Origin of the sequence: Micromonospora sp. NPDC005553 (assembly GCF_042871765.1) — a bacterium.
Taxonomy (GTDB): Bacteria; Actinomycetota; Actinomycetes; order Mycobacteriales; family Micromonosporaceae; genus Micromonospora.
In genome coordinates this window covers 646,613-670,346 of the sequence record NZ_JBIAJD010000002.1, presented here as the reverse complement: position 1 = coordinate 670,346, position 23,734 = coordinate 646,613, and the positions used below count along the sequence as shown (strand labels likewise).

The window sequence follows — 23,734 nt, the reverse complement described above, 5'->3', positions numbered from 1 at the left end:
TCAGGGGCCTGTCGAGCGGCCGGAGTGGATCCGGTCGGGCCAGGCCCCTGATCGTCGGCGACTGCACCTGCTCGGGACGTGGGTGAGCACGCGGGGGTTACCGCGTGCTCAGCTGCGTCGAGAGGTCAGCGGGTCGGACGGACCCAGGGATCTGGGTCGTCGTCAGCGTGATCCTCATCATCATCGCCGACGGACTCTTTAGAGTCGTCGTCGAAGTGGTGCTCAGACTTACCAGCACCCGCCAGTTCGCGCTGCAAAGCGGTGAGGTCGGTGTTCGGGGAGTGGTACTTCAACTCCCGCGCCACCTTAGTCTGCTTGGCCTTAGCACGGCCGCGCCCCATGGCTCGACCCCCTCGCACAGAATGCGGGGCAGCCCGAAGGCGGGCCCCGATGACGTCAGGCATCTCTCGTGGCTCTTACGGTACATGGGGATGCCATCGTTCGGCACCTCGGGTTACCGTCAGCCGGCTCTGCGCGTCGCGTCGATCCGGCCGTCACCCAGTGTACTGGGTAAGGGGCGGAACGGTTAGCACCCGTGACACCGGACAAACCGCATCAAATTTGACCCCGGCTCAGCTTACCCAGCGAGGCCCGGCGCCGGGGCCCGGAGGCGGATCTCGTTCGACCCGCCCCCGGGGACGCGCTCAGCGCAGGTGGATCGCGCGCAGCCGGCCGACGTCCGCCATCCGGCGCTCCGCCAGCCGGTCGGCGGCCACCGCCGGGGGCACGCCCTCCGCGTCAGCCAGGTGCAGGATCTCGCGGGTGGTGTCGTAGATCCGGGTCGCCCGCAGCTTCGCCCGGTCGAAGTTGAAGCCCTCGATCTCGTCGGCCACCTGGATCACGCCGCCCGCGTTGACCACGTAGTCCGGGGTGTAGAGAATGCCCCGGTCGGCCAGCAGCTTCTCGATGCCCGGGTGGGCGAGCTGGTTGTTCGCCGCCCCGGTGACCACCTTGGCGCGCAACGCCGGCACGGTGTCGTCGTTCAGGGCGCCACCCAGCGCGCACGGCGCGTACACGTCGATGTCCGCGGCGACCAGCGCGCTGGCGTCGTCGACGAGGGTGACCTCAGGGTGGTTGCTGCGCACCCACGCCAGCGCCTTCGGGTTGACGTCGGTGGCGACCACCTCGGCGCCGTCCTCCAGCAGGTGCCCGGTGAGGTACTTGCCGACCTTGCCCAGCCCGGCCACGCCGACCCGCCGGCCCCGCAGGCTCGGAGTGCCCCACACGTGCTCGGCAGCGGCCCGCATCCCCTGGAAGACACCCCAGGCGGTGAGGATCGACGAGTCGCCGGCGCCGCCGTGCTCGACGCTGCGCCCGGTCACGTAGCGGGTCTCCCGGGCCACCACGTCCATGTCCGCCACGTACGTGCCGACGTCACAGGCGGTGTAGTAGCGACCGCCCAGCGACTCCACGAAGCGGCCGTACGCGCGCAGGAGCGCCTCGCTCTTGATCTGCTCCGGGTCGCCCCAGATGACGGCCTTGCCGCCGCCCAGGTCCAAACCGGCGAGCGCGTTCTTGTACGCCATCCCGCGGGACAGGTCCAGCACGTCGGCGAGGGCGTCGTCCTCGCTCGCGTACGGGTAGAAGCGGGTGCCGCCGAGTGCCGGGCCCAGCGCGGTGGAGTAGATCCCGATGATCGCCTTCAGGCCGCTCTGCTTGTCCTGGCAGAACACGACCTGTTCGTGGCCGGTCGATACCGGGTCGTCGGTGCTCGCGAATACGCCCATTGCTGGCTCCTACTGTGGTGTGCGTCCTTGTGGGACGTGGACCTGGTGGACCCCGGCGGGGATGCTGCCGGTGTGATCGAGCCTAGTATCGGCCGCCGGGCAGGCGCTCGACGTGCCTCCGCCGTCCCACGGTGCGGCGCGCGTGCTCCGGCCGCTGACCGCGTACGGGCGTGGTTCGTGGGAGGATCGCGCGGTGCCGTCGCTCTTCGCTTCTTACCTGCGCGTGTACGAACCGCTGGCCGCGTTCGATCGGGACCGGCAGAGCTACTGGCGCCGCTACGTCTCGGAGGGGCGCGCGATCGCCCCGGTCGAGGGGCCCGGTCGGCAGCGGACGGCGGTGATCGAGGCGCTGGGCGCTGGCTGGACCCGGCTGCCGGACCTGCCGGAGGAGGCGTACGTCCTGGAGACGGACGACGGCCTGCTGGTCTGCCCGTGGAACCTGCGCATCCGGGTCGCTGAGGCGGCGCTCAGCGCCCGGGACGGGGTGCCCTCGGTGCTCGCCGACGCCTTCGTGCCGCCGGTGCTCGCCGGGCAGGCCAGGGCAGTGGTGGACGACTGGCGCAGTGGCGCCCGGGTGCTGGAGCACGGGGTGCCCCGGGTGCACGAGCAGATCGCCACCTGGGGCGTACCGCTGCGGTGGTTCGTGCTCTTCGACCCGGCGGAGCGGGACCTGGTCACCCAGCCGGGCCGGCGGGCGTTGCGCTACCGCACCGAGATCTCCAAGGCTCGACGCCGCTCGTCGCGGGCGCTGTCGGTGCTGCGCAAGTCGGTGGGCGAGGCGCCGATCACCGAGGCGGTGGAGGAGGCGGCCCGCTGGCTGGAGGAATTCCATCCGCGGTCCGTGGTCGAGCTGGACTACGGCGGCCTGGTCGACCTGCTCTCCGACGAGACGCTCGCCGCGGACGACTCGCCCGAGCTGGTCGCCGGTGGCCTCGCGGGGCTGTCGCGCGGCGAGGCCGAGGAGGCGTCGGCCGCGTACGACAAATTGGTGGCCCGGTGGCGCGCGGTGCAGCTGTTGGAGCGGTGCAACTAGGGCATATCACCTTAGGAGCGCTCCCAAGGCGAGTTGTGCTCGTAGTTGACGCATCACGAACCGTGATCATGAGTCCTAATAAGGTACTTTCTGCCGTGTAAAAGTCGTAAAAATCGGGCATGGTTCATCCGTCCGTCTAGGGACCTTCATCCGTTCGGCCCATGTCGGACATCGGGGACTAGCCGGACCATGGGAGACGCGTCGGCCGGCGGGACCCCGGCCGATGTCTATACATGTGGAGGAGTGACCGATGGCATCGCGAACGCACGAACCAGAGCCGCTACTCACGCCGGCCGAGGTGGCGTCGATGTTCCGGGTCGACCCGAAGACGGTGACCCGGTGGGCCAAGGCTGGCAAGCTCAGTGCCATCCGCACCCTGGGTGGCCACCGTCGGTACCGTGAGTCGGAGGTCAGGGCGCTTTTGCAGGGCCAGATCCCGCAGCAGCGGCAGGGCGACTGAGCAGCGATAGTTCTTCGAAAGGGGCGGTGGATCTCGATCCGCCGCCCCTTTCGTGTGCGCCGCCGAGCACGACCCCGACCGCGCGTCAGCGCCGCAGGGTCAGCGCCGTGGGGTCAGCGCCGTGGCTCGGCCAACGTCACCCTGATGCCCACCGTGCCGCCCTCGCCGCGACGCAACCGGCTGCTCAGCAGACTCAGTCGACCGATCACGCGGTACTTGTGCTTGAGCAGGTCGCGGATCCGGCCGGTGTCACCACCTCCGTAGAGCGTCGCGTGAGCTGGCACCTCCGCCCCGTGTGGTCGACCCCGGACGTCGCACGGGGCGATGGTCACCTCGCCGTTGCGGCGGATCCGCTTGACCTTGCCGGAGTCGGCCCGGGTCCAGACCGCCAACGCCTCGCCGTCGCGCACCGCCCAGACCGGGGTCGGCACCGCCCGACCGTCCTTGCGGAAGGTCGTGAGCAGGATGTACTTCTCGGCCGACAGTCGGTCCAGCATGGTCACGCCGCCAGGATACGGCCGGTGCGGGGCACTGAGTGGCCAGATAGCGTGAACGTCGTGACGGTGGAGCCCCAGATCGGTGACGTGGTCGGTGAACTGCTGCGGGACACGCTCGCCGTGGCCACCGGGGTGGGCCCCCGGCCCCTGGTCGGTGGTCGACTGCCGCGACCGGTCATCGAGATCATCGAACGGGACGACGGTCTGATCAACGGCGCCCCGTCCGCGCACTACCTGGACGGGCCGGCGGAGTGGCAGCCGTACGACCACCGCGCGGTGGACCGGGCGCACGGCGAGACGCTGGACATCGGCACCGGAGCCGGCCGGATCGCGCTGCTGCTCCAGGAGCGCGGCGTACCGGTCACCGGGCTGGACACCTCCGCCGGCGCGCTGGAGGTGAGCCGGCGTCGCGGTGTCCGGCGGCTGGTGCACGGCACCGTCGACACGCACGTCGCCGACGGGGCGCGGTACGACACGTTCCTGCTGCTCGGCAACAACCTCGGGCTGTTCGAGGGGCGGGAGCGTGCTCCCGAGTTCCTGGCCGCGCTGGCCGCGCTGGCCCGACCGGGGGCGCAGATCATCGCGCAGGGCACCAACCCGTACGGCACCCGCGACCCGCTGCACACCGGCTACCACGAGCGCAACCGTCGACGCGGCCGGTTCGGTGGCCAGCTGCGGCTGCGGCTGCGCTACCGCGAGTTGAGCACCGAGTGGTTCGACTACCTGGTCTGCTCGGCGGACGAGTTCGCCAGCCTGGTGCACGGCACCGGTTGGCGGCTCACCGATGTGGACGACCGTGACGCCCCCTACTACCTGGCCACCCTGCGCCTCGTCGACTGAGCAGGACGGCCCCCGCTCACCGCCGGGCGGAGAGCGGGGGCCGTCCGTACGTCTCAGACCTGGACGGTCGGGGGGAGCTGCTCGGGCGGAAGGCCGCCGTCGCCGTCGACCACCTCGTCCGGTTGGCCGTCCTCGTCGATGTCGACCATGGTGATGTCCACCTTGCCGTCACCGTCGGTGTCGAACTGGAACAGGTCCGCCTTGCCGTCGCCGTCGGTGTCGACCACCCACACGTCGGTCTTGCCGTCGTTGTTGGTGTCGGCGCGCAGCAGTTCGACCCGCTCGTCGCCTCGGGTCTCCACGGTCTCCCCGGCGGTGACGCTCTCCGGTGCCTGGCTCATGTCGATGCGGTCCTTCCCTCGGTTGACGGGGCGTCATTACCCGATCCGGCGCTCCCCCACGCATGGTCCGGGTCGTCGCGCTGTCTAGGGTCGCACCATGAGCGAGCGGAGCGGGCGGGACACCCGGTCAGGCGTAGCGGGGACCCCGCGCATCGGCGGGCGGGACAGGGAGGCGTGATGAGCGATCGTTTCGTGGTCGTCGGTGCCGGCACGATGGGGCTTGGTATCGCGTACGTGGCGGCCGGTACCGGGCACGCCGTCGAGTTGGTCGAGGTGGATCCCGAGCGGGGTACGGCCGCGCTGAACCGGCTCGCCGAGCTGTGGGAGCGGGCGGTGCAGCGCGGGAAGTTGAGCGCCGACGAGGCCGCCACGAACCGGCAGCGGGTGACGCTGCGCCCAACCCTCGCCGATGTCGCTCCCGCCCCCCAGGTGATCGTGGAGGCGGTGCCGGAGCGCCTCGAGCTGAAGCGTGCGGTGCTCAGGGACGCCGCCGCGCTGCGTCCGGCACTGCTGGGCAGCAACACCTCCAGCATCGCCATCGGGGCGCTGGCCGCCGAGTTGGACGCGCCCGAGCGCTTCCTCGGCCTGCACTTCTTCAACCCGGTCTGGGCGATGGCGCTGCTGGAGATCGTGGTCGGCCCGGCCACTGCCGAGGAGACCACCGCCGCGGCCGTCGCGCTCGCCGGCCGGCTCGGCAAGGACCCCGTCGTCGTACGCGACATGCCCGGATTCGCCACCTCCCGGCTCGGGGTCACCCTCGGGCTGGAGGCGATCCGGATGGTCGCCGACGAGGTGGCCAGCCCGGCGGACATCGACAAGGCCATGGTGCTCGGCTACCGGCACCCGATCGGGCCGTTGGAGCTCACCGACCTGGTTGGGCTCGACGTGCGGCTGGACATCGCCCGCACCCTTCAGGCCGCGTACGGGGACCGTTTCGCGCCGCCGCAGATGCTGGTGGAGATGGTGGCCGCCGGGCGGCTGGGCAAGAAGTCCGGGCAGGGCTTCTACCGCTGGGAAGGCGGGGTCAAGCGGTGAGCGCGAGGAGTGAGCTTGCGAGCCCCGCAGTCGCGAACGGAAGGTGGGCAGAGTGAGCGGCCTGCGGATCGAGGAACGTCCGGACCGGCTGGTGGTCACGCTGGACCGGCCGGAGAAGCGCAACGCCATCGACGCCGACCTGATCGCCGAGCTGCACCAGGTCTGCGCCGAGTTGGAGGCCCGCCCGCGCCTGCTGCTGCTCACCGGCGGCGCGTCGGGCATCTTCGCCGGTGGCGCCGACATCGGCCAACTGCGCGAACGGGGTCGCACGGACGCCCTCGCCGCGATCAACTCGGCTGCCTTCGCCCGTATCCGGGCGCTGCCGATGCCGACCGTGGCGGCCGTCGACGGCCCGGCGTTGGGCGGTGGCGCCGAGCTGGCGTACGCCTGCGATCTGCGGGTGTGCACGGCGCGGGCGGTCTTCGGGCAACCGGAGGTGCGGTTGGGCATCCTTGCCGGCGCCGGCGCGACCCACCGGCTGCCGGCGTTGATCGGCGAGGGCCGGGCCAAGGAGCTGCTCTTCACGGGCCGGCGGGTGGACGCCGCTGAGGCGCTGCGGATCGGCCTGGTGAACCGGGTGGTGGACGAGCCCGGCGAGCTGCTGACGGTGGCGCACGCGTTGCTGGACGAGATCGCCCTGGGCTCACCGCTGGCGGTGCGGCTGACCAAACTGGCGGTGGACGCGCCGGCCGCCGCGCACCCGCACCTCGACCTGGTCAGCCAGGCGGTGCTCTTCGAGGACGATGAGAAGCACCGCCGGATGACCGAGTTCCTGGAGCGCCGCCGGCCGCGCTGATCCCGCGTACGCAGAAACGGCCGCACCGGCGCGAAGCCGGTGCGGCCGTCGTGGTTTCTGGGCCTGCCTACTGCCGGATCTGCACCCCGGCGTCGGCCAGGCCGCGGATCACCTGGGCGGACTCACCGAAACCGATGATCAGCACGGCGTCCGCGCCGAATTCCTTGATCTCCTTCGCGCCGCCGCTGAAGTCGACCGGAGCGGCCTTCGCGTCGGCCGGCGGCTCGTACGTCAACAGCTTGAGCCGGTCGTTGGCGATACCGGCCTTCTCCAGCTCGTCACGGACGGTGCCCTGGAGGCCCTCACCGTAGGAGTCCTTGCGGGCGACGATAACGATCTTCTGTGACCCGTCGCGGAGGATCACGTCGGCCAGCGCCCGGCCCTGGAGGCTGTCCGGCGGGGCGGTACGGAAGTAGAGGCCCTGGTCGTCGACGTCGGTCAGGCTGCTGTCGGTGTTGGACGGGGAGAAGAGAATCTTCCCGGCCTGCACCACGTCCGGCAGCACCGCCCGGGAGATGCCCGAACCGCCGGCACCGATGATCACGCTGACGCCGTCCGTCACGTGCTTGGCCACCGTCGCCTTGGCCACCGCCGGGTTGGTGCCGTCGTCGCCGTCGAGCCACGTCACCGGCTTGCCCAGTGCGCCGCCAGCGGCGTTGACCTCCCTGATCGCCAGCGCCGCGCCGGCGGCCATCGGCGGGTAGGCGATCGAGAGGTCACCGGTCTTCGGCAGCAGGCCGCCCAGGATCAGCGGCTCCTGGTCGGCGGCGGCGCCACCCGGGCGCTGCTTCTTCGGCTTCGGCGGGGCCTTGGTGCTCGCCGCCGACTCGATACCGGCGCCGACGAACTCGGTCTTGCCGTCGTTGATCTGCTGCCCGTCGAAGGTCAGCGTCGCGTAGCTGGCGGTGGCCGGCTCACCCTTGTCGGTGAAGCCCGCCCGGGTCAGCGACACGCCGCGGTACTCGATGTCCTGCCCGTTGCGGGCCAGCGCGAGACAGCTCGTCGGGTCTTCGCAGCGCTGCCCGTCGTTGGTCACCGCGACGATCTGCTTGGTGATGGCGGCCGGGTCGGTGCTCCCTGCCAACTGGGCGGCGAGCACGGCGATCACCACCGCGTCGTACGTCTCCGCGGAGTACACGAAGTCCGTCAGCGCCGGATTGACGGCCCGTAGCCGGCCCTTGAAGTCGTCTGGCAGCGGCACGAGGGGCGTGGTGCCCTTCATCCCGTCGACGAGACTCGCCCGTTCCTTCAACTCCGCTGGATAGGAGTTGAGCATGTTGCCGTCCGTGCCGTAGAGGCGCACCTGTTGGGCGCTGGCCTCTTCGGGCTTGTCATCCCCGCAAGCGCTTGTGGCGAGCAGGATCGTCGCGCAGGCAGCCAGTGTGGCTACCCGCGAGCGGCGTGATACGAACATGGTCGTCCTTCCTCCGGCGAAGGTCCGCTGCGCACATTAGCGTGCCGAGGCCGGCGGCGGGACCGTGGAGGTGGCGTAATGCGCAGGTAGCTCGCGTTGAACACGGACAGTGACGGTTGAGGAGGCGCTTGACCACCCGTCCTACTGTGCGCTGCGTGACGGATCTACCACAGCAGACGTTCGATGACGCGGCCGCCGTGCTCCGTTCGGCGCTGACCGGCGATGGAGACGCGGTGGTGGGAGCCTTCGACGCGGTCGTCAACCGGGCCGGCCTGGACGGCGCGTACGACGTCGCCTGGTGCCTGGCCGCGACGATGCTCGGTGACGCGCCGGCAGCCAGCGGGGCGGCGCTCGACTTTCCGGGGATCGATCAGGCCGGGTACGACACCCGCTGGGTGGCCCGCTTCGTCAGCGCGTACGCGAATCGGGACGAGCCGACCGGGGAGGCGCTGTTCGGCGCGGCGGCCGCCGACGGGCTGCTCCCCGACTGCCTGCTCACACTCGCCGGTTCGACGATCGCCACACTGCGCAGCCGCGCGGAGTGAACCGCCGCCGGGTCGCGGCGTCCGTCGGGGGGGCGGACGCCGCGACAGTGCGGGTCGGTCAGAACGCGTGGTACGCGATGAGCGGTTCGTACTCGTAGCGCAGGTTCTCGAAGCGGACCCGGAAGTTGACGCCGTCCCGGACGTTGGTCGCCACCGTGATCCAGCCCGAGTTGGCCGGCAGGTAGGTCCAGTAGTTGCAGGCGCTGGTCTTGTCGACGAAGATCACGCACGCGTCGGTGGCGTACACGCTCGCGTTGCGCACGTTGATGTCGCGGCAGCGCGTCGTGGTGCGGTACTGGCCGGCTGAGCCGCCGTACCGGCCGGTCTCGAAGTACGACCGGACCGCCCCGCCGTAACAGGTGGCGAGCGGGGCGAACACGTTCGGCCCGGAGCTGACCGGCGTGGTCGGTGTGGTCGGCTCCGCCTGGGCGGGCGTGCCGACGGAGAGCAGTGCGGTGGCCGTGGCGACGGCGAGCAGACGAGCGGTCGGGGATGGCATCCGTTCGTTCCTCCAAACAGTTGGTCAACGGTCCGTGTTGGACTGATCATCTGGCCGTGACGATGATACGTATCGATCGATTACCGCGCGGCCCCGGTGATGTCCGGCCCGTGTGGTAGCTCTGTAGGCATGTCCGAGGCCATGCTCAGCAAGGTGCGCAAGCTGTTGGCCCAGGCCGAGGACCCGGCCTGCACGCCGGCCGAGTCCGCCGCGTTCACCGCCAAGGCGACTGAGCTGATCGCCCGCTACGGCGTCGACCGGGCGCTGCTCGCCGCCCGGGACCCGACCACCGATCCGGTCGGCGATCGGGTGCTGGACGTCGTCGCCCCGTACGCCCGCGACAAGGTCGGCCTGCTCGCCGCCGTGGCCGAGCCGCTGCGCTGCCGCTGCGTACGCCGCCGGCAGGGCAACGGCTTCGCCCTGCACCTCTTCGGCTTCGCCAGTGACCTGGAGCGAGTCGACCTGCTCTTCACCTCACTGCTCGTGCAGGCGGCGCACGGCCTGGCCGCCACGGAGGTGCCCGCCGACGACCACCCCGCCGCCTTCCGCCGCTCCTGGCTGGCCGGCTTCGCGGAGGTGGTCGGAGGGCGACTCTGGGCGGCGGAGTCGGCGGCGGCCAGCGAGTCGGGCACCCCGTCGGTGGCGCTGGTGCTGGCCGACCGGTCCGACCGGGTGCAGCGCCGGCTCACCGAGGAGTACCCACGGCTGCGTACGGCACCGCCACGTCGGTTGGGCGGCACCGGCTTCGGTTCGGGGGCGGAGGCCGGCGAACGCGCGAACCTCGGTGGTCGGGACCTCGGCGGCGCCGCTGCCGGTCGGCGGCTCGGCCGGTGACCCGGTAGGCCGTCAGGCCGCCGTGCTGGGGCGATGGCGCGACACCGTGGCGACGTAGCGGGTGAGCAGCTCGTGCCAGCCGGCTGTGAGCGCCTTGCGGTAACCCTCGGCAGCCTCGCCGTGCCGGTCGAAGTGCCGGTGCTCCAGTTCGAGCCGGGTCTGTTCCGGCCCCTCGGCATGGAACAACACCTCGACCTCGCTCGCGCGGGCCGGGTCCGGGACCGGTGCCCGGTCGGGGCCGATCTGCCACACGAAGACCAGCCGGCGAGGCGGATCCCAGGTGAGCACCCGGCCCCAGTCGGCCCGGAAACCGTACGGGCCGATCTCGTAGAGCATGCCGCCGGCCCGAGGCTCCATGCCCAGCTCGGCCAGTGCGTCCGGGCCGGACCAGGTGTATTCGGTGACCCACCAGTCGGTCAGCTCGTCGCTGAAGACCGCGAATGCGTGCTCGGCGGCACCCGGGACGAGAACGCTGCACCGGAGAGAGAACTGGCCGACGTCCTGCCGGATGTCGGCCGGATCAGTCAATTCCTGTCCCATAGGCCCGGACCATACCGGCTGATGCCTCGGTGTGCAGCTTCGCGCGGTGCCCGGTTCCAGACAGAGGGTCGTCGAGTCGTCACGGACGGGATGCCCGGCCGGAAAGCGGGTAACCGCGCGGACGACCGGGACTTTCGTGCGGGCGGGCGGGAGATCATGAGCGAGAACGCGCAGCAACGAGGGCCGGACCGGACCGTCGACGACGCCGCAGACCCGGACGTCCTGCTCGACATCCCGAAGGTCACCGTCGACTCCATCCGACTGGCGGTCGACGGTCTGGAGGCCGACCTGTCGCTGCGGGCCCGGGTGGCCAACCTGCTCCAGGTCGACGCCGGCGTACGGGTGCACCTCAACGGCGGCGAGTTGAACATCGACGGGGTGAACGCCGAGGCGCAGTTGCGGGTGCGGTTGGAGCAGTTGACCAGGATCCTGGGCCGCGCGCTCGACACTCTCGACCACAACCCACACATCATCGAGACGCTCGCGCGCACGGCCGGCACCGCCGTCGACGACATGAACCGCGGTGCCCAGCAGCTGGCCGCAGGCTCAGCGGAGATCAAGGCATCGGGGCGACGCTCGGACGACGTCCGCGACGAGCCGAGCCGGCAGGTCGGCGCGGCCAGCCCAGTGGCCGACCGCGACCAGCTGGGCTCCGACCGGACCGGTCCGGGTCGGCCATCGGGCTCCGGTCAGCCGGGCCCCGATCGCCGTGGTCCCGATCGCCATGGTCCCGATCGCCGTGGTCTCGATCAGCCGGAGCTGGATCAGCCGGGCCCTGGGCGACCGGCTCCTGACCGGCCGAATGCGGGTCGGGCGGATGCGGGTCGGTCCGGGGCTGGTCCGGTCGGCTCAGGACCGGGTGCCGGCGGTCCTGGACCGCGAGCGGGTGGCCCAGGACCGGCCGACCAGGCGCAGCCGCAGCGTCCGGAGGGCCGTGGGCCGCAGGGCCCGCAGTCGGAGGGGCAGCAGCAGGAGGGCCAGCGTTCGCAGGGCCAGCGTCCGGAGACCGGCCCGCCGGCTGCCGCCCATGGCTCGGAAGGTCAGCGGCACGAGGGTCCGCGTGGCACCGAAGAAGCCCACAAGCAGTCGGATGGGTCGGGTCCGAGCCCGTCCGGTGGCGGTGACGGTGGTCTGCCGGGCGCGGCGCAGGCTGCGGCCCAGAGCGCGGCCCAGTTCGCCGAGCAGGCGGGGGAGACGCTGCGAGAGGCCGGACGCAGCGTGTGGGAGGCGATCCAGGGCAGCGTGGCCCAGCATCGCCCGCAGGGTCGCCGCGACCACTGACGCCGTGGGGCCGTGCGGCACGCCCGCCATCGCTGCCCTGATGCGGAGGTGACCACAGGCATGATCGACTCGGTTTCCTTGAATACGCGGTGTCGCGCCAGCCGGGACCCCGCGACTTCCAGAAAGTCGTGTTGACCACACCCGCCAAAGCAAGATCCCCACCTGCGTATTCGCTGGTGGGGATCTCTGTAGCCCGGCGAAAGGCTATGTGGCCAGGGGCGGGGTCGAACCGCCGACCTTCCGATTTTCAGTCGGACGCTCGTACCAACTGAGCTACCTGGCCGTGTCGCTCGGCTCATGTTACCCGGCAACCGGACGAACCGGCGGCAAGGCGACCTGCTCCGATACGCAGAACGCCGCGCGGGGCGCGGCGTCAGCGCTGCGGTCCTGACGGGACTTGAACCCGCGACCTCCGCCTTGACAGGGCGGCGAGCACTCCAACTGCTCCACAGGACCTAGCTTGTGTTGCTCCGGCTTTCGCCGGCCTTGCCCCGGCTTTCGCCGGTCGTGCCCCCAACGGGATTCGAACCCGTGCTACCGCCTTGAAAGGGCGGCGTCCTGGGCCGCTAGACGATGAGGGCGGCCCCGCCATCATTGCACACTCGCAACTTCAAGCGGACTTGCTCCCATCCGGCCCCGCCGGAGGCTTCGAAAGCATACGTGATGCTCCGTCGGTCGACAAAATCGGTATCGGCAAGGGCTTGGGACGGGCAATAACAGCAGGTCAGAGCGGTTCTAGCGGAGTCGGGTTATGCCGAAGCGCTGCTTCAGGTCGGCGATCACCTTTGGGCATGCGGCGAGTGTCGCGGCCCGATCACCGCCTCCGTCATGCAGAAGAACGATCGCACCGGGCCGGGTGGCGGAGTGGACACGCTTGCCGATCGTGGCTGCGGTCGGCTTGTCCCAGTCCTGCGGGTCGACCGACCAGTGCAGTGGACGCATGCCGAGGTCCTTGGCCACCCTGACCACCTCCGACGTCCACCGGCCGCCGGGCTGCCGGTAGAACGACACCTTCGCGCCGGGAACGGCCTTCTGGATGGCCTTGTTGGTGCGGTCCAGGTCGGCCCGGATCTCGCCGACGGGTCGACGGGCGAGCTCGAGGTCGTGTCGCCAGCTGTGGTTGCAGAGCTGGTGTCCCTCCCGGACGATCCGCCGGACCAACTCCGGGTGACGCTGTGCCTCGCGACCGACGACGCAGAAGGTCGCTGTCACCTTGGCGGCCTTCAGCTGGTCGAGCACCTTGGGTGTCCAGGCCGGGCTGGGCCCGTCGTCGAACGTCAGGGCCACCGGGCGTACGCCGGTGTTGCGCCCCAGGCCGGAGGGGAGCTTGGCCGGCAGCGGCCGCAGCGGCGGCTTGGCCGGCTTGGTGACGCTGGGGTGCGGTTTCGGGGTGGGCGGCGGTGTCGACTCCACCGGCTTCGGAGCGGCGGCCGGTGTGATGGTGCGGGTTGGCTGGGCGCAGCCGGACAGGAGCAGCGCCACGGCGAGGACGGACGCCAGGATGGCGCGGGCTTGCATGTGCTCGCTCCCGGAGGGTCGGGGTAGGCGGACCCGCCCGACGGTAGTTCACGCCGCGATCCGGCGACAGTGCGATCAGTCACGCCTCGACTGGTCCAGGGAGTCGCGGACGGCGGCAGAGAGCGAGACCGCCTCGGCCAGGTCGACCGGCCGCACCACCCCGGCGGGCAGTGTGTCGGCCCGCCAGCCGGGGCCGGCGGCGAGCACCAGCAACGGGCGCCGGGGGGCAGCGAGCAGTGCGCTGAGTTGGGTCGGGTCGGCGGTGGCCCGGGTGTGCGACCAGAGCACCACGGCGGCCGGTCCGGTCCGGTTGACCGCCTCGACGAGAGCGGCCACCGGCACCCGGGCGCCGAGCATCCGGTAGCTGACACCGGCTTCCGCGAGAGCTGCCGCCAACGCTTCCAGCGGCAGCGTGTGCTGTTCCTCGTCGGCGCAGGAGAGCAGGATCCGGGCCGGCCCGGTGGGGACGTTGGCCCGACTGGCCGCCGCTAGCGCTTCGGAGACGCAGCGGGACATCAGGTGTTCCACCTCGATCAGGCCGGCGGTGGCGGCGTGCCGTTCGCCGATGCCGGCGAGCACCGGGCGCAGCAGGCCCTCCCAGGTGGCCACGACCCCATTGGTGGCCAGGGCGTGCGCGATCGTCTCGCTGATCGCCGCCGTGTCCAGTCGCATGGCGGCCCGGGCCAGGCCGCGCGCCGCCGGACCGGCACGGCCGACCGGGATGGAGCCGCCGCCGTCCCGGCCGGTCGGGTGGATCCGGGCGGGGGCGACGGTGCCGTTGGGCATCGGGTCCGGTGCCTGGCGGGCCCAGCGGGCCGCCTCGGCGGGGCTCACTCCCTCGGCGGTGAGCCGTCGCATGATTTCGAGACGGGCCAGATCGGTGGGTGTGTACCGGCGGTGGTGACCGGGGATGTGTTCGCTGGGCCCGAGCCCGTAGCGCTGGTGCCAGGTGCGGAGGGTCGTCACCGCGACCCCCAACCGACGTGCGACGGCGCCCGCGCTCAGCGCCTCATCGACCACCCGACCGCTCCGCCGTGTCATCCGCCGACGATCCGGGCAGCGTCATGGCCGGGCCGGTTGCGCCCGACCGGGACTCCGCGGGGCGGAGCAGCCGGTGCACCACCCCGCCCAGCCAGGGCGCGTACGACCGGGGGTCGAGCTTCAACTCGGCCTCCAACGCGGCGGGGTCGGCCCACCGCAGCTCGGCCACCTCGTCCGGGTCGGGCAGCAGCGGAGCGCCGGGCAGGAACTCGCCGCGCAGCACGTGGTCGTACTCGAACTCGACCCGACCGGTCGCCGGGTCCTCGGCGTAGTAGACGTAGATGCCGACCTCGGTCAGCTCGACCGGGCCCGCGCCCAACTCCTCGCGCAGCCGTCGGTTGGCCGCCTTGGCGAGCGACTCGCCAGGCTGTGGGTGGCCGCAGCAGGAGTTGGCCCAGCGCAGCGGGAACCGGGTCTTGACGGCGGCTCGGCGCTGGAGCAGCACCTGGCCGTCCGGGTCCACCAGCAACACCGAGAAGGCCCGGTGCAGCTGCCCCGGTGGTTGGTGCGCGGCCGCGACGGTCGTCTCGCCGTGGGCCGTGCCGGTCTCGTCGACCAGCTCGACGAGGTGCTTCTCGCGGCTGCTCATCGGCCTTCCCCGGTGATCCGGCCGGCGGCGAGCTTGCCGGAGATGAGCACCATCGGTACGCCGACGCCGGGTTGGGTCCCGGAGCCGACGAAGACCACGTTCGACAGGTCGCGGTGCAGGTTGGACGGGCGGAACGGGCCGGTCTGGAAGAGGGTGTGCGCGGCGGCGAACGGAGTGCCGGCGGCCATCCCCTGCTCCTCCCACTCGGCGGGGGTGATCGCCCGGAGCACCTCGACCCCGGCGCCGAAGCCGACGTAGCCGCGCTCCTCCAGGGTGCCGATGAGCTGGTCGGTGTAGCGCTGGGTCAGGTCGCCGCGCCACTCGAACGGCGCCCGGTGCAGGTTGGGCACCGGGGCGAGCACGTAGTAGGTGTGTCGGTCCGGCGGGGCCACCGCGGGGTCGGTCCGGCTGGGGTTGGTCACCAGCAGCGACGGATCGGTCATCAGCTCACCCCGTCGGATGACCTCATCGAAGGTGCCCTTCCACGCGCGCCCGAAGTGGATGTTGTGATGGGCGATCTTCGCATAGGCCTGTCGGGAGCCGACGTGCAGAACGACGCAGGACGGCGAGTAGGTGAGCCGGCGCTGCGGCGCGGCGGGGAGCAGGTCCCGGTAGGCGACCGGCAGGTCGGGGTTGAGCACCACCACGTCCGCCGGCACCAGGTCGCCGTCGGCGGTGAGCACTCCGGTGGCGCGGCCGTTGACGGTCTCCACCCGGGTCACTGTGGTGTCGTACCGGATCTGCACGCCGTGCTTCTCGGCCGCGCCGGCCATCGCCCTGGAGACCGCGTGGATGCCGCCGCGGGGGAAGTAGACCCCGGCCACCGAGTCGAGGTACGCGATCACCGCGTAGATGGCCAGCGCGTCGTGTGGCGCGAGGCCGGCGTACATCGCCTGGAAGGAGAAGATCCGCTGGGTACGCGGGTCCCGGAAGAACTGGTTGATCTTCGTCTGGAGGCGCCGGAAAGCCCCGCCGCTGAGCAACTTGAGCAGGTTGCCGGTGATCAGGTCGGTCGGCGCGTCCAGGTTGCGCTCGATGAAGTCGGTGCGCTCCAGCCGCCACAGCTCTCGCGCGTACTCGACGAACCGCAGGTAGCCGTCGGCTTCCCGGGGCCCGCACACCCGGGAGATCTCGGCCGCCATCCGGGTGGTGTCGGTGAGCACGTCGAGGGTCGAGCCATCCGGGTAGTACGCCCGGTAGGCGGGGTCGAGCGGGGTCAGGTCCAGCCAGTCGTGCAGCTCCTCGCCGACCGCGCCGAGCGCCTCGGCGATCAGGTCGGGCATGGTGAGCACGGTCGGGCCCGTGTCGAACTCGTAGCCGTCAACGCCGAGGCGTCCGGCCCGCCCGCCGGGCACCGGCTCGCGTTCCAGCACCGTCACCTGTCGACCGCTGCCGGCCAGGTGCAGCGCGCAGGCGAGCCCGCCCAGCCCGGCCCCGACGACCACCACCCGGTCCGTCCGTCCTGTCACCGTCCGCACGTGACCACCTCCTCGCTCAAGTCGCTCATCAGGCCCGCCGGTTGGCAGCGGCGGTGGCCAGCCCGGTCAACGCTGTCCGCGCCGTCTGGTCCACGGGTGCGGCGTCGAGCGCGGCCAGCGCGTCGCTGACCCGCTCGGCGATCATCTGCTCCACCCGGGTCACCGCGCCGGTCTCGGCGACCAGCTCGGCGAGTGCGTCGACCGATCCGTCGGCGGCCCGCTCCAACGCCGCGAGCTGGGCCGGGGTGGCCAGCTCGCGGGCCAGCGTGAGCAGCGTGGTCGGCTTGCCGGTGCGCAGGTCGTCCCCGGCCGGTTTGCCGGTGGCCGCCGGGTCGCCGTAGACGCCCAGCAGGTCGTCGCGGAGCTGGAACGCTTCGCCGACAGCCAGGCCGTAGCGGGAGTACGCGGAGACCAGCGGGTCGTCGGCGGGCACCCCGGCCAGGCAGGCGCCGAAGAGCAGTGGTCGCTGGACTGTGTAGCTGGCGGTCTTGTAGCGGGCCACCCGTAGCGCCCGGTCGACCGACCAGCTGGCCGGGTCGTTCTCACCGAGCACGTCGAGATACTGCCCGGCGACCGTCTCGACCCGCATCTGGTCGTAGCAGCGGCGCACCTCGAAGAGCCGGCTCGACGGAACCGAGGCGTGGGCCAGCAACTGGTCGGCCCAGACCATGCAGAGGTCGCCGATGAGCACGGCGACGGCCTCACCGAACCGGCCGGGATCTCCCCGGTGGCCGGCGGCGACGTGCTGTTCGGCGAGCGCGACGTGGGCGGTGGGCCGGCCACGTCGGGTGGTGGACGCGTCCATCACGTCGTCGTGCACCAGCGCGAAGGTGTGCAGCAGCTCGAGCGCGGCCAGCGCGGGCAGCACCGGTGGCAGCGCCGCGGTGCCGCCGACGGCCCCACGCCAGCCCCAGTAGGCGAACGTGGACCGGATCCGCTTGCCGCCGGTCAGGACGGCTTCCCGCGCGGTGGCGGCGAAACTGCCCATCGACGCGTCGATCTCGGTGAGGGCGTCGACCTCGGCGGTGAGGAAAGTGTCAAGGGTTTCATCGACCGCCGTGACCAGATCGTGGGTATAAGCAGCCAGAACGGCGCGGACCGGATCGTCTCCGTCGGCCGGCCCTGCCGGCGCCACGCGGGTCACGTTGCCCGCTACTGCGTCGTTGGCCATGCGGCTGAGCGTACCCTAGGCTACGAGTTGCGTCGATTGGTGCGTCGATAATGGAGGAGGGCCGGTGGAAACTGATCTCACCGCTGCCTATGACCGGTGCCGTGAGCTGCACAAACGCCACGGCCGCACCTACTATCTCGCCACCCGCCTGCTTCCCGCGTGGAAACGACGACATGTGCACGCCCTCTACGGGTTCACGCGCTACGCGGACGAGATCGTCGACAGCACCGAGGACCTGCCGCCGGCCGAGCGGGCCGCTCTGCTGGACCGCTGGGCCAGCCAGTTCGTGGCCGGTCTGCACGGTGCGCCGGTCGACGACCCACTGTTGCCGGCGGTGCTGCACACGATCGCCGTCTTCGATCTCGACCGGGACGACTTTGCGTCGTTTCTGAAGAGCATGGCGATGGACCTGACCGTCACCGCATACCCGACCTACGACCACCTGCTCGACTACATGGAGGGCTCGGCGGCGGTCATCGGCACCATGATGCTGCCGATCCTGGGCAGCTCCGACCCGGTGGCAGCCCGGGAGCCGGCCCGGCAACTCGGCTTCGCCTTCCAGCTCACCAACTTCATCCGGGACGTCGCCGAGGACCTCGACCGGGGCCGCACCTACCTGCCGGACGAGGACATGGCGAAGTTCGGGGTCACCCGCGAGGAGTTGGCCGAGGCCCGCGCCCGGGGTCACGTCACCCCCCGGATCCGCGAGCTGATCGAGTACGAGGTGACCCGCGCCCAGGCGCACTACGCCGCCGCCGCACCGGGCATCACCATGCTGGCGCCCGCCTCGCAGGCCTGCATGCGCACCGCGTACGCCCTCTATGGCGGCATCCTCGACGAGGTGGCCGCGCAGGACTACGACGTCTTCGTCCAGCGGGCCCTGGTGCCGCAGCGGCGACGGATGGCGGTGGCCGCGCGGGCCCTGCTCACCTCGACGGGTACGCCGGTCGTCATCCCCGGGCCGACGATCGAGCCGGAGAGCCGGTGACCGCGAGTACGGCGATCGTGCTCTTCACCCGCGACCTGCGGGTGAACGACCACCCGGCGCTGGCCACCACCTGTGCGGCGTTCGACCAGGTGGTGCCGTTGTACGTGCTCGACCCGGCGCTGGCCGACCTCTCCGCCAACCGCACCCGCTTCCTGCACCAGGCCCTCGCCGACCTGCGCGACCAACTCCGTGAGCGTGGCGGCGACCTGGTGGTCCGGCACGGTGACCCGGTGGCCGAGACGATCCGGCTGGCCGACGAGGTCGGGGCCACCGCCGTCGCGCTCTCGGCCGACGTCAGCCACTACGCGGGCCGCCGGGAGCGGCGACTACGCGCCGAGTGCGAGCGGCATGGGCTGCACCTGCGCCTGTTTCCCGGGTTGACGGTTGTCGAGCCGGGCGCGTTGCGCCCCGGTGGCGGCGGCGACCACTACCGGGTGTTCAGCCCGTACCACCGGGCCTGGGCGGCCAACCGGTGGCGCGAGGAGCTGGCCGCGCCTCGGCGGATCGCGCTGCCCGACCGGGTACGCGTGGGTCGGTTGCCGGCGCTGCCGAACGGCGACTCGCCCGACGCTGCCATCGGAGGCGAGCGGGTCGCCCGCCAGCGGCTCACCGACTGGCTGCCCGACCTGAACCGGTACGGCGATCAGCACGACGACATGGCCGGCGACGACACCTCCCGGCTCAGCCCGTACCTGCGCTTCGGCTGCGTGTCGCCGCTGGCGGTGGCCAACCGCGCCGGCGACCGGTCCGGCCCGTTCGTCAGGCAGCTCTGCTGGCGGGACTTCTACTACCAGGTCACCGCCGCCTTCCCGGAGATCTCGACCGCGGCGTACCGGCGGGGTGCCACCGAGCAGTGGCGCTACGACGACGACGCGTTGGCGGCCTGGACCGAGGGACGCACCGGGATGCCGATCGTCGACGCCGGGATGCGGCAGATGCTGGCCCAGGGCTGGATGCACAACCGGGCCCGGCTGATCACCGCCGGCTACCTGACCAAGCACCTCGGGCAGGACTGGCGGTCCGGGGTGGCGGTCTTCTTCCGCTGGCTGCTCGACGGGGACGTGGCGAACAACTCCGGCAACTGGCAGTGGGTCGCCGGCACCGGCAACGACACGAAGCCCTACCGGGGGTTCAACCCCGTCCGGCAGGCCGAACGGTACGACCCGGACGGCGACTACGTGCGCCGGTGGGTGCCGGAGCTGGCCGCGGTGCAGGGCAAGGCCATCCACCAGCCGTGGCGGCTGCCCGAGGCCCTGCGCCAGACGCTCGACTACCCGCCGCCCCTCTCGGTGCCCGGCACCGACCCCGTCTGGCTGCGCTGATCAGAGCACCGAGTGCAACACCTCGACCAGTTCGTCGACCCGGTCGTGCTCGGCGAGGTGCGCCGTGGCGTACGCGAAGGTGTAGCCCCGATCGGGGTCGGCCCACGCGCTGCTGCCGCCGATGCCGCCCATGCCCCAACTGCCGTCCGGCTCCCGTTGCATACCCAACGTCCAGCGGGCGTCGCGGTCCAACACCAGGTCCGGTCCGTCGTACTGAACACGAGTCGCCTCGGCCAACAGATCCGGGCTGAACAGCCGAACCCCGTCCAGGACACCACCGGCCAGCAGGCCGGCGTAGAGCCGGGCCAGGCCAGCCGAGGTGGCGTGCAGGTTGACCGCTGGCACCTCGGCACCCCGCCAGAGCGGGCTGTTCAGCACGGCGAGGTCCAGCCCGCCAGCCGGGTTGCCCATCGCTCGCGCTCGCAGCGAGCCCGGCTCGCCGAGCGCTCGAACCGGCCACTGCGGGTCGCCGTAGCGCAGCTCGGCGCAGCGCCGCTGGTCCGGCTCGGACAGCCCGAAGCCGAGGTCGAGCTGCCACCGGTCGGCGATCTCCTCGGCCAGGAAACGGCCCACCGACCGCCCGTCGACGCGGCGGACCACCTCGCCCACCAGGTGCCCGTACGTCCAGGCGTGTTCCCCGGCGACAGTGCCCGGCGACCACTCTGGGGCGGCGGCGGCCAGGTCGCCGGTGAGCAGCGCCCAGTCGGCGATCGCGGTGGTCGGTCGGGGCACCGGGAAGGCCGGCAGCCCGGCGGTGTGCGACAACACCTGACGCACTGTGGCGGGAGTGCGGAACTCCGGCCAGTACCGGTCCACTGACGCGTCGAGGTCGACGGTTCCCCGGTCGACGAGCAGCAACAGGCAGAGCGCTGCCACCGGCTTGCCGACCGAGTAGACGTTGACCAGCGAGTCCGGCAGCCACGGCTCGCCGCCCGGCCCGTGGCCGCTGCGGGAGCCGCCGGTCAGGTCCACTACCGGTTGCCCGTCGTACCAGACGGTCAGGGCGGCGCCGGTTTCCCGGCCGGAGGCGAGCAGGTCGTGGAAGCAGTCCCGGACCGGAGCGAAGCGTGCGTGCATCCGGCCACGGTAGGCGTCCGGGCCGGTGCGCGTGCCGACTTTTCCGGCGACCCCGGTGGTTGGTGTGGTGTCGCTGGGGGATGCTGTTCGGTGTGGCGGAACCGGAGCTGGTGGATGTCGTCGTGGTCGGGCTCGGGGTCGGCGGCGAGGAGGTGGCCGAGCGACTTGCCGAGGCCGGCCTGAGCGTGGTCGGCGTCGAACGGGATCTCGTCGGCGGGGAATGCCCGTACTGGGGCTGCATCCCGAGCAAGATGATGATCAGAGCCGCCAACGCGCTCGCCGAGGCTCGCCGGGTCGACGGGCTCGCCGGGACGGCGCAGGTCCAGCCGGACTGGGCGCCGGTGGCGAAGCGGATCCGCGAGGAAGCCACCGACACCTGGGACGACACTGTCGCGGCGGAGCGGTTCATCGGCAAGGGTGGCCGACTCGTGCGGGGCAGCGGTCGGCTCGACGGTCCACGCCGGGTCCGCGTCGGTGACCAGGTGTTCGAGGCCCGACACGGGGTGGTGCTGGGCACCGGCACCCGCCCGTCGGTGCCGCCGATCGACGGCTTGGCCGACACGCCGTACTGGACCAACCACCAGGCGATCGAGGTCGAGGAGCTGCCACAGACGCTGCTCGTGCTGGGTGGCGGCGCGATCGGCCTGGAGTTGGCGCAGGTCTTCGCCCGCTTCGGGGTCCGGGTCACAGTGGTCGAGGCGCTCGACCGTGTGCTGGCCGTCGAGGAACCCGAGGCGTCCGAGGTCGCCGCCGCGGCGCTGCGCGCGGACGGCGTGGAGATCCACACCGGGGTACGCGCCGAACGGGTCGAGCACGACGGGACCAGATTCACCCTGCACGGTGGCGGCGGCGCGGAGTTCACCGCCGACCGGCTGCTGGTGGTGACCGGCCGCAAGGCCCACCTCGCCGAGCTGGGCCTGGACACGATCGGCCTGGACGCCAGCCAGCGTTACCTCCCGGTGGACGACCGTCTGCACGTCACCGACCACGTCTGGGCGGTCGGCGACATCACCGGCGAGGGTGCCTTCACGCACATCGCCATGTACCAGGCGGGAATCGTCATCGCCGACATCCTGGCCCGCGCCCGGCAGGCGAAGGCGGGCGCGGACGCCAGCGGCACCTCCAGCGTGGTCGGCGGAGCGATGGGCGCGTCCAGCTCGCTGGCCGCCAGCGGATCGAGCGGGTCAGCAGGCACCATCCCGCGAGCCGACTACCGCGCGCTGCCCCGGGTGACCTTCACCGATCCCGAGATCGGCGCGGTCGGGCTCACCGAGCAGCAGGCCCGCGAACGCGGCATCAACGTGCAGGTCGGTTTCACCAAATTGAGCAGTTCGACGCGGGGCTGGATCCACCGGGTCGGCGACGACGGTTTCATCAAGGTCGTGGCGGACGCCGACCAGGGCGTGCTGATCGGCGCGACCTCGGCCGGCCCGGCCGGCGGCGAGGTGTTGTCCGCGCTGGTGGTGGCGGTACACGCGGCGGTGCCACTGAGTCAGCTCCGGCACATGATCTACGCGTACCCGACCTTCCACAGGGCCATCGAAACCGCTCTACAAGACCTTTCCTGACCTCAGATCAGCCGCTGGGCAGCAAGCGCAGCGCATTTTGCTGTTCATTTCTTTCATGCAAGTGACGTACCATTGCGGTCGTGACCAAGCGGTTGACTGAAGTTGCCAAGAAGGCGGGCGTCAGCGAGGCCACCGTCAGCCGGGTGCTCAACGGCCGCGACGGCGTCTCCGAGGCGACCCGCACCGCAGTGCTCACGGCGCTGGACGTGCTCGGTTACGAGCGGCCGACCAAGCTTCGCGGCGAACGCGCCCGGCTGGTCGGGCTGGTGCTGCCCGAGTTGCAGAACCCGATCTTCCCGGCGCTGGCCGAGGTGGTCACCGGCACTCTCGCCCAGCGCGGCTACACCCCGGCGCTGTGTGCCCGGACCATCGGGGGAGTCTCCGAAATGGACTACGTGGAGATGCTCCTCGACCACCAGGTCTCCGGGGTGATCTTCGCTGGCGGGTCGTACGCGCTCGCCGACGCCAAACACGACCACTACCGTCGGCTGACCGACCGAGGGCTTCCGGTCGTGCTGGTCAACGCTGGCGTGGACGAGCTGGGCTTTCCCCGGGTCTCCACCGACGACGCGGTGGCGGTGGAGCAGGCGTACGGGCACCTGCGCTCGCTCGGGCACGAACGGATCGGCATGGTGCTCGGCCCGGAGGGACATGTGCCGTCCCGACGCAAGCTCGACGCGATGATGAAGGCCGCGGGCTGGGACGAGGGTGACGCCGAGTGCGTCGAGCGTTCGAGCTTCTCGATGGAGGGTGCACGGGTCGCCGCGACCAAGTTGGTCGAGAGGGGCGTGACAGGCATCATCTGCGCCAGTGACGTGCTCGCGCTGGGCACGATCCGCGCGGCCCGGCGGTTAGGCCGTTCGGTGCCGGCCGACGTGTCGGTGGTGGGTTTCGACGACTCCGCCTTCATGACGTGCACCGATCCGCCGTTGACCACTGTGCGGCAGCCGATCGAGACGATGGGGCAGGCCGCCGTGGATCTGCTGGTCACCCAGATAGAGGGCGCCGGCGTCCTCCAGGACGAGCTGCTGTTCGAGCCGGAGTTGGTGGTGCGGGGTTCCACCGCGCCAGCCCCCGGCCGCTAGGCACCACACCGAACGACGCTTCGGCCGTCGACCGCCTCTCGCGGTCGGCGGCCGT

General features: G+C 71.5%; 25 protein-coding genes and 3 tRNA genes. 12 read left to right on the top strand and 16 right to left on the bottom strand.

The features are described from left to right. Positions 1-125 precede the first annotated feature (125 nt). Both ACFYPG_RS10465 and ACFYPG_RS10460 read right to left on the bottom strand, forming a co-directional pair. Entirely contained in the window at positions 126-341 is a 216-nt protein-coding gene (locus ACFYPG_RS10465; protein ID WP_124821603.1) for a DUF3073 domain-containing protein, read from the bottom strand. A 303-nt stretch (positions 342-644) separates the two neighbouring features. Beyond that, on the bottom strand, positions 645-1,727 hold the full coding sequence (locus ACFYPG_RS10460) for a Glu/Leu/Phe/Val dehydrogenase dimerization domain-containing protein (protein ID WP_145796214.1): 1,083 nt from the start codon (positions 1,725-1,727) through the stop codon (positions 645-647). Between the two features lie 193 nt (positions 1,728-1,920). Here ACFYPG_RS10460 and ACFYPG_RS10455 point away from each other — a divergent pair, with 193 nt between their 5' ends. Then, positions 1,921-2,760 (top strand): hypothetical protein, encoded by an 840-nt coding sequence (locus ACFYPG_RS10455; protein WP_203123410.1) that lies wholly within the window; start codon positions 1,921-1,923, stop codon positions 2,758-2,760. Positions 2,761-3,010: 250 nt separating this feature from the next. After that, complete coding sequence (locus ACFYPG_RS10450; protein WP_007073996.1) at positions 3,011-3,220, top strand: BldC family transcriptional regulator; 210 nt, start codon at positions 3,011-3,013, stop codon at positions 3,218-3,220. Between the two features lie 113 nt (positions 3,221-3,333). On the opposite strand, the gene ACFYPG_RS10445 is transcribed toward ACFYPG_RS10450, so the two are convergent. Next, a complete protein-coding gene (locus ACFYPG_RS10445; RefSeq protein ID WP_355004716.1) occupies positions 3,334-3,723 on the bottom strand; it encodes a PPOX class F420-dependent oxidoreductase in 390 nt (129 codons plus the stop codon). A gap of 54 nt (positions 3,724-3,777) precedes the next feature. Here ACFYPG_RS10445 and ACFYPG_RS10440 point away from each other — a divergent pair, with 54 nt between their 5' ends. Then, positions 3,778-4,557 carry a class I SAM-dependent methyltransferase gene (locus ACFYPG_RS10440; protein WP_387351472.1) on the top strand — a complete coding sequence of 260 codons (780 nt, stop codon included), beginning with the start codon at positions 3,778-3,780 and terminating at the stop codon, positions 4,555-4,557. 53 nt (positions 4,558-4,610) lie between these two features. On the opposite strand, the gene ACFYPG_RS10435 is transcribed toward ACFYPG_RS10440, so the two are convergent. Beyond that, the gene (locus ACFYPG_RS10435) at positions 4,611-4,898 is read right to left on the bottom strand and encodes a hypothetical protein (protein ID WP_355004718.1); all 288 of its coding nucleotides are present in this window, start codon (positions 4,896-4,898) and stop codon (positions 4,611-4,613) included. A gap of 177 nt (positions 4,899-5,075) precedes the next feature. Here ACFYPG_RS10435 and ACFYPG_RS10430 point away from each other — a divergent pair, with 177 nt between their 5' ends. Both ACFYPG_RS10430 and ACFYPG_RS10425 read left to right on the top strand, forming a co-directional pair. Next, positions 5,076-5,933, top strand: coding sequence for a 3-hydroxyacyl-CoA dehydrogenase family protein (locus ACFYPG_RS10430; protein WP_387351470.1), 858 nt, complete (start codon positions 5,076-5,078; stop codon positions 5,931-5,933). 52 nt (positions 5,934-5,985) lie between these two features. Further along, positions 5,986-6,729 carry an enoyl-CoA hydratase/isomerase family protein gene (locus ACFYPG_RS10425; RefSeq protein WP_112586217.1) on the top strand — a complete coding sequence of 248 codons (744 nt, stop codon included), beginning with the start codon at positions 5,986-5,988 and terminating at the stop codon, positions 6,727-6,729. Positions 6,730-6,796: 67 nt separating this feature from the next. On the opposite strand, the gene ACFYPG_RS10420 is transcribed toward ACFYPG_RS10425, so the two are convergent. Continuing rightward, positions 6,797-8,143, bottom strand: coding sequence for an ABC transporter substrate-binding protein (locus ACFYPG_RS10420; RefSeq protein WP_387351468.1), 1,347 nt, complete (start codon positions 8,141-8,143; stop codon positions 6,797-6,799). Between the two features lie 155 nt (positions 8,144-8,298). Here ACFYPG_RS10420 and ACFYPG_RS10415 point away from each other — a divergent pair, with 155 nt between their 5' ends. Further along, positions 8,299-8,688, top strand: a complete 390-nt coding sequence (locus ACFYPG_RS10415; RefSeq protein ID WP_355004721.1) for a hypothetical protein — start codon at positions 8,299-8,301, stop codon at positions 8,686-8,688. Between the two features lie 58 nt (positions 8,689-8,746). Here the strand turns inward: ACFYPG_RS10415 and ACFYPG_RS10410 are convergent, their stop codons facing one another. After that, entirely contained in the window at positions 8,747-9,187 is a 441-nt protein-coding gene (locus ACFYPG_RS10410) for a hypothetical protein (RefSeq protein ID WP_238672776.1), read from the bottom strand. 129 nt (positions 9,188-9,316) lie between these two features. Between ACFYPG_RS10410 and ACFYPG_RS10405 the strand changes: the two genes are divergently transcribed. Next, positions 9,317-10,021, top strand: coding sequence for a DUF2786 domain-containing protein (locus tag ACFYPG_RS10405; RefSeq protein WP_357203063.1), 705 nt, complete (start codon positions 9,317-9,319; stop codon positions 10,019-10,021). Between the two features lie 12 nt (positions 10,022-10,033). Here the strand turns inward: ACFYPG_RS10405 and ACFYPG_RS10400 are convergent, their stop codons facing one another. After that, positions 10,034-10,561 carry an SRPBCC family protein gene (locus tag ACFYPG_RS10400; RefSeq protein ID WP_355004723.1) on the bottom strand — a complete coding sequence of 176 codons (528 nt, stop codon included), beginning with the start codon at positions 10,559-10,561 and terminating at the stop codon, positions 10,034-10,036. Between the two features lie 156 nt (positions 10,562-10,717). Here ACFYPG_RS10400 and ACFYPG_RS10395 point away from each other — a divergent pair, with 156 nt between their 5' ends. Further along, complete coding sequence (locus tag ACFYPG_RS10395) at positions 10,718-11,842, top strand: hypothetical protein (RefSeq protein ID WP_387351465.1); 1,125 nt, start codon at positions 10,718-10,720, stop codon at positions 11,840-11,842. Positions 11,843-12,051: 209 nt separating this feature from the next. Here the strand turns inward: ACFYPG_RS10395 and ACFYPG_RS10390 are convergent. The 8 genes from ACFYPG_RS10390 to ACFYPG_RS10355 all read right to left on the bottom strand — a co-directional run bounded on the left by ACFYPG_RS10390 (position 12,052) and on the right by ACFYPG_RS10355 (position 17,639). Next, positions 12,052-12,125: transfer RNA gene (locus tag ACFYPG_RS10390), tRNA-Phe, on the bottom strand. Between the two features lie 99 nt (positions 12,126-12,224). Further along, a tRNA-Asp gene (locus ACFYPG_RS10385) sits at positions 12,225-12,298 on the bottom strand. Positions 12,299-12,350: 52 nt separating this feature from the next. Then, a tRNA-Glu gene (locus ACFYPG_RS10380) sits at positions 12,351-12,423 on the bottom strand. Positions 12,424-12,577: 154 nt separating this feature from the next. Beyond that, positions 12,578-13,360, bottom strand: coding sequence for a polysaccharide deacetylase family protein (locus ACFYPG_RS10375; RefSeq protein WP_387351463.1), 783 nt, complete (start codon positions 13,358-13,360; stop codon positions 12,578-12,580). 75 nt (positions 13,361-13,435) lie between these two features. After that, entirely contained in the window at positions 13,436-14,380 is a 945-nt protein-coding gene (locus tag ACFYPG_RS10370; RefSeq protein WP_355005172.1) for a MerR family transcriptional regulator, read from the bottom strand. After that, the gene (gene idi, locus ACFYPG_RS10365) at positions 14,370-14,990 is read right to left on the bottom strand and encodes an isopentenyl-diphosphate Delta-isomerase (protein ID WP_387351462.1); all 621 of its coding nucleotides are present in this window, start codon (positions 14,988-14,990) and stop codon (positions 14,370-14,372) included. Before idi ends, ACFYPG_RS10370 begins: the two co-directional genes overlap by 11 nt. Then, positions 14,987-16,468, bottom strand: a complete 1,482-nt coding sequence (gene crtI, locus ACFYPG_RS10360) for a phytoene desaturase family protein (RefSeq protein WP_357203073.1) — start codon at positions 16,466-16,468, stop codon at positions 14,987-14,989. The genes idi and crtI overlap by 4 nt, the downstream gene beginning before the upstream one ends. Before the next feature lie 28 nt (positions 16,469-16,496). Next, complete coding sequence (locus tag ACFYPG_RS10355) at positions 16,497-17,639, bottom strand: polyprenyl synthetase family protein (protein ID WP_387351460.1); 1,143 nt, start codon at positions 17,637-17,639, stop codon at positions 16,497-16,499. Between the two features lie 64 nt (positions 17,640-17,703). On the opposite strand from ACFYPG_RS10355, the gene ACFYPG_RS10350 reads away from it, so the two are divergent. Continuing rightward, positions 17,704-18,627, top strand: a complete 924-nt coding sequence (locus ACFYPG_RS10350; protein ID WP_355004729.1) for a phytoene/squalene synthase family protein — start codon at positions 17,704-17,706, stop codon at positions 18,625-18,627. Then, a complete protein-coding gene (locus ACFYPG_RS10345; RefSeq protein WP_355004730.1) occupies positions 18,624-19,949 on the top strand; it encodes a deoxyribodipyrimidine photo-lyase in 1,326 nt (441 codons plus the stop codon). Before ACFYPG_RS10350 ends, ACFYPG_RS10345 begins: the two co-directional genes overlap by 4 nt. Here ACFYPG_RS10345 and ACFYPG_RS10340 read toward each other — a convergent pair whose 3' ends face one another. Further along, the gene (locus ACFYPG_RS10340) at positions 19,950-21,026 is read right to left on the bottom strand and encodes a serine hydrolase domain-containing protein (protein ID WP_387351458.1); all 1,077 of its coding nucleotides are present in this window, start codon (positions 21,024-21,026) and stop codon (positions 19,950-19,952) included. It abuts the gene before it with no gap. A 92-nt stretch (positions 21,027-21,118) separates the two neighbouring features. Between ACFYPG_RS10340 and ACFYPG_RS10335 the strand changes: the two genes are divergently transcribed. Together ACFYPG_RS10335 and ACFYPG_RS10330 are read left to right on the top strand one after the other, a co-directional pair. Further along, complete coding sequence (locus tag ACFYPG_RS10335; RefSeq protein WP_387351456.1) at positions 21,119-22,594, top strand: dihydrolipoyl dehydrogenase family protein; 1,476 nt, start codon at positions 21,119-21,121, stop codon at positions 22,592-22,594. An 80-nt stretch (positions 22,595-22,674) separates the two neighbouring features. Then, positions 22,675-23,679 (top strand): LacI family DNA-binding transcriptional regulator, encoded by a 1,005-nt coding sequence (locus ACFYPG_RS10330; protein WP_112586239.1) that lies wholly within the window; start codon positions 22,675-22,677, stop codon positions 23,677-23,679. Positions 23,680-23,734: the final 55 nt, after the last annotated feature.

Bases quoted from the DNA above. Each gene is read 5' to 3' on its own strand.
- ACFYPG_RS10465 (WP_124821603.1), bottom strand. From the start codon at position 341: ATGGGGCGCGGCCGTGCTAAGGCCAAGCAGACTAAGGTGGCGCGGGAG.
- ACFYPG_RS10460 (WP_145796214.1), bottom strand. From the start codon at position 1,727: ATGGGCGTATTCGCGAGCACCGACGACCCGGTATCGACCGGCCACGAA.
- ACFYPG_RS10450 (WP_007073996.1), top strand. From the start codon at position 3,011: ATGGCATCGCGAACGCACGAACCAGAGCCGCTACTCACGCCGGCCGAG.
- ACFYPG_RS10435 (WP_355004718.1), bottom strand. From the start codon at position 4,898: ATGAGCCAGGCACCGGAGAGCGTCACCGCCGGGGAGACCGTGGAGACC.
- ACFYPG_RS10430 (WP_387351470.1), top strand. From the start codon at position 5,076: ATGAGCGATCGTTTCGTGGTCGTCGGTGCCGGCACGATGGGGCTTGGT.
- ACFYPG_RS10420 (WP_387351468.1), bottom strand. From the start codon at position 8,143: ATGTTCGTATCACGCCGCTCGCGGGTAGCCACACTGGCTGCCTGCGCG.
- ACFYPG_RS10410 (WP_238672776.1), bottom strand. From the start codon at position 9,187: ATGCCATCCCCGACCGCTCGTCTGCTCGCCGTCGCCACGGCCACCGCA.
- ACFYPG_RS10405 (WP_357203063.1), top strand. From the start codon at position 9,317: ATGTCCGAGGCCATGCTCAGCAAGGTGCGCAAGCTGTTGGCCCAGGCC.
- ACFYPG_RS10400 (WP_355004723.1), bottom strand. From the start codon at position 10,561: ATGGGACAGGAATTGACTGATCCGGCCGACATCCGGCAGGACGTCGGC.
- ACFYPG_RS10395 (WP_387351465.1), top strand. From the start codon at position 10,718: ATGAGCGAGAACGCGCAGCAACGAGGGCCGGACCGGACCGTCGACGAC.
- ACFYPG_RS10375 (WP_387351463.1), bottom strand. From the start codon at position 13,360: ATGCAAGCCCGCGCCATCCTGGCGTCCGTCCTCGCCGTGGCGCTGCTC.
- idi (WP_387351462.1), bottom strand. From the start codon at position 14,990: ATGAGCAGCCGCGAGAAGCACCTCGTCGAGCTGGTCGACGAGACCGGC.
- ACFYPG_RS10355 (WP_387351460.1), bottom strand. From the start codon at position 17,639: ATGGCCAACGACGCAGTAGCGGGCAACGTGACCCGCGTGGCGCCGGCA.
- ACFYPG_RS10340 (WP_387351458.1), bottom strand. From the start codon at position 21,026: ATGCACGCACGCTTCGCTCCGGTCCGGGACTGCTTCCACGACCTGCTC.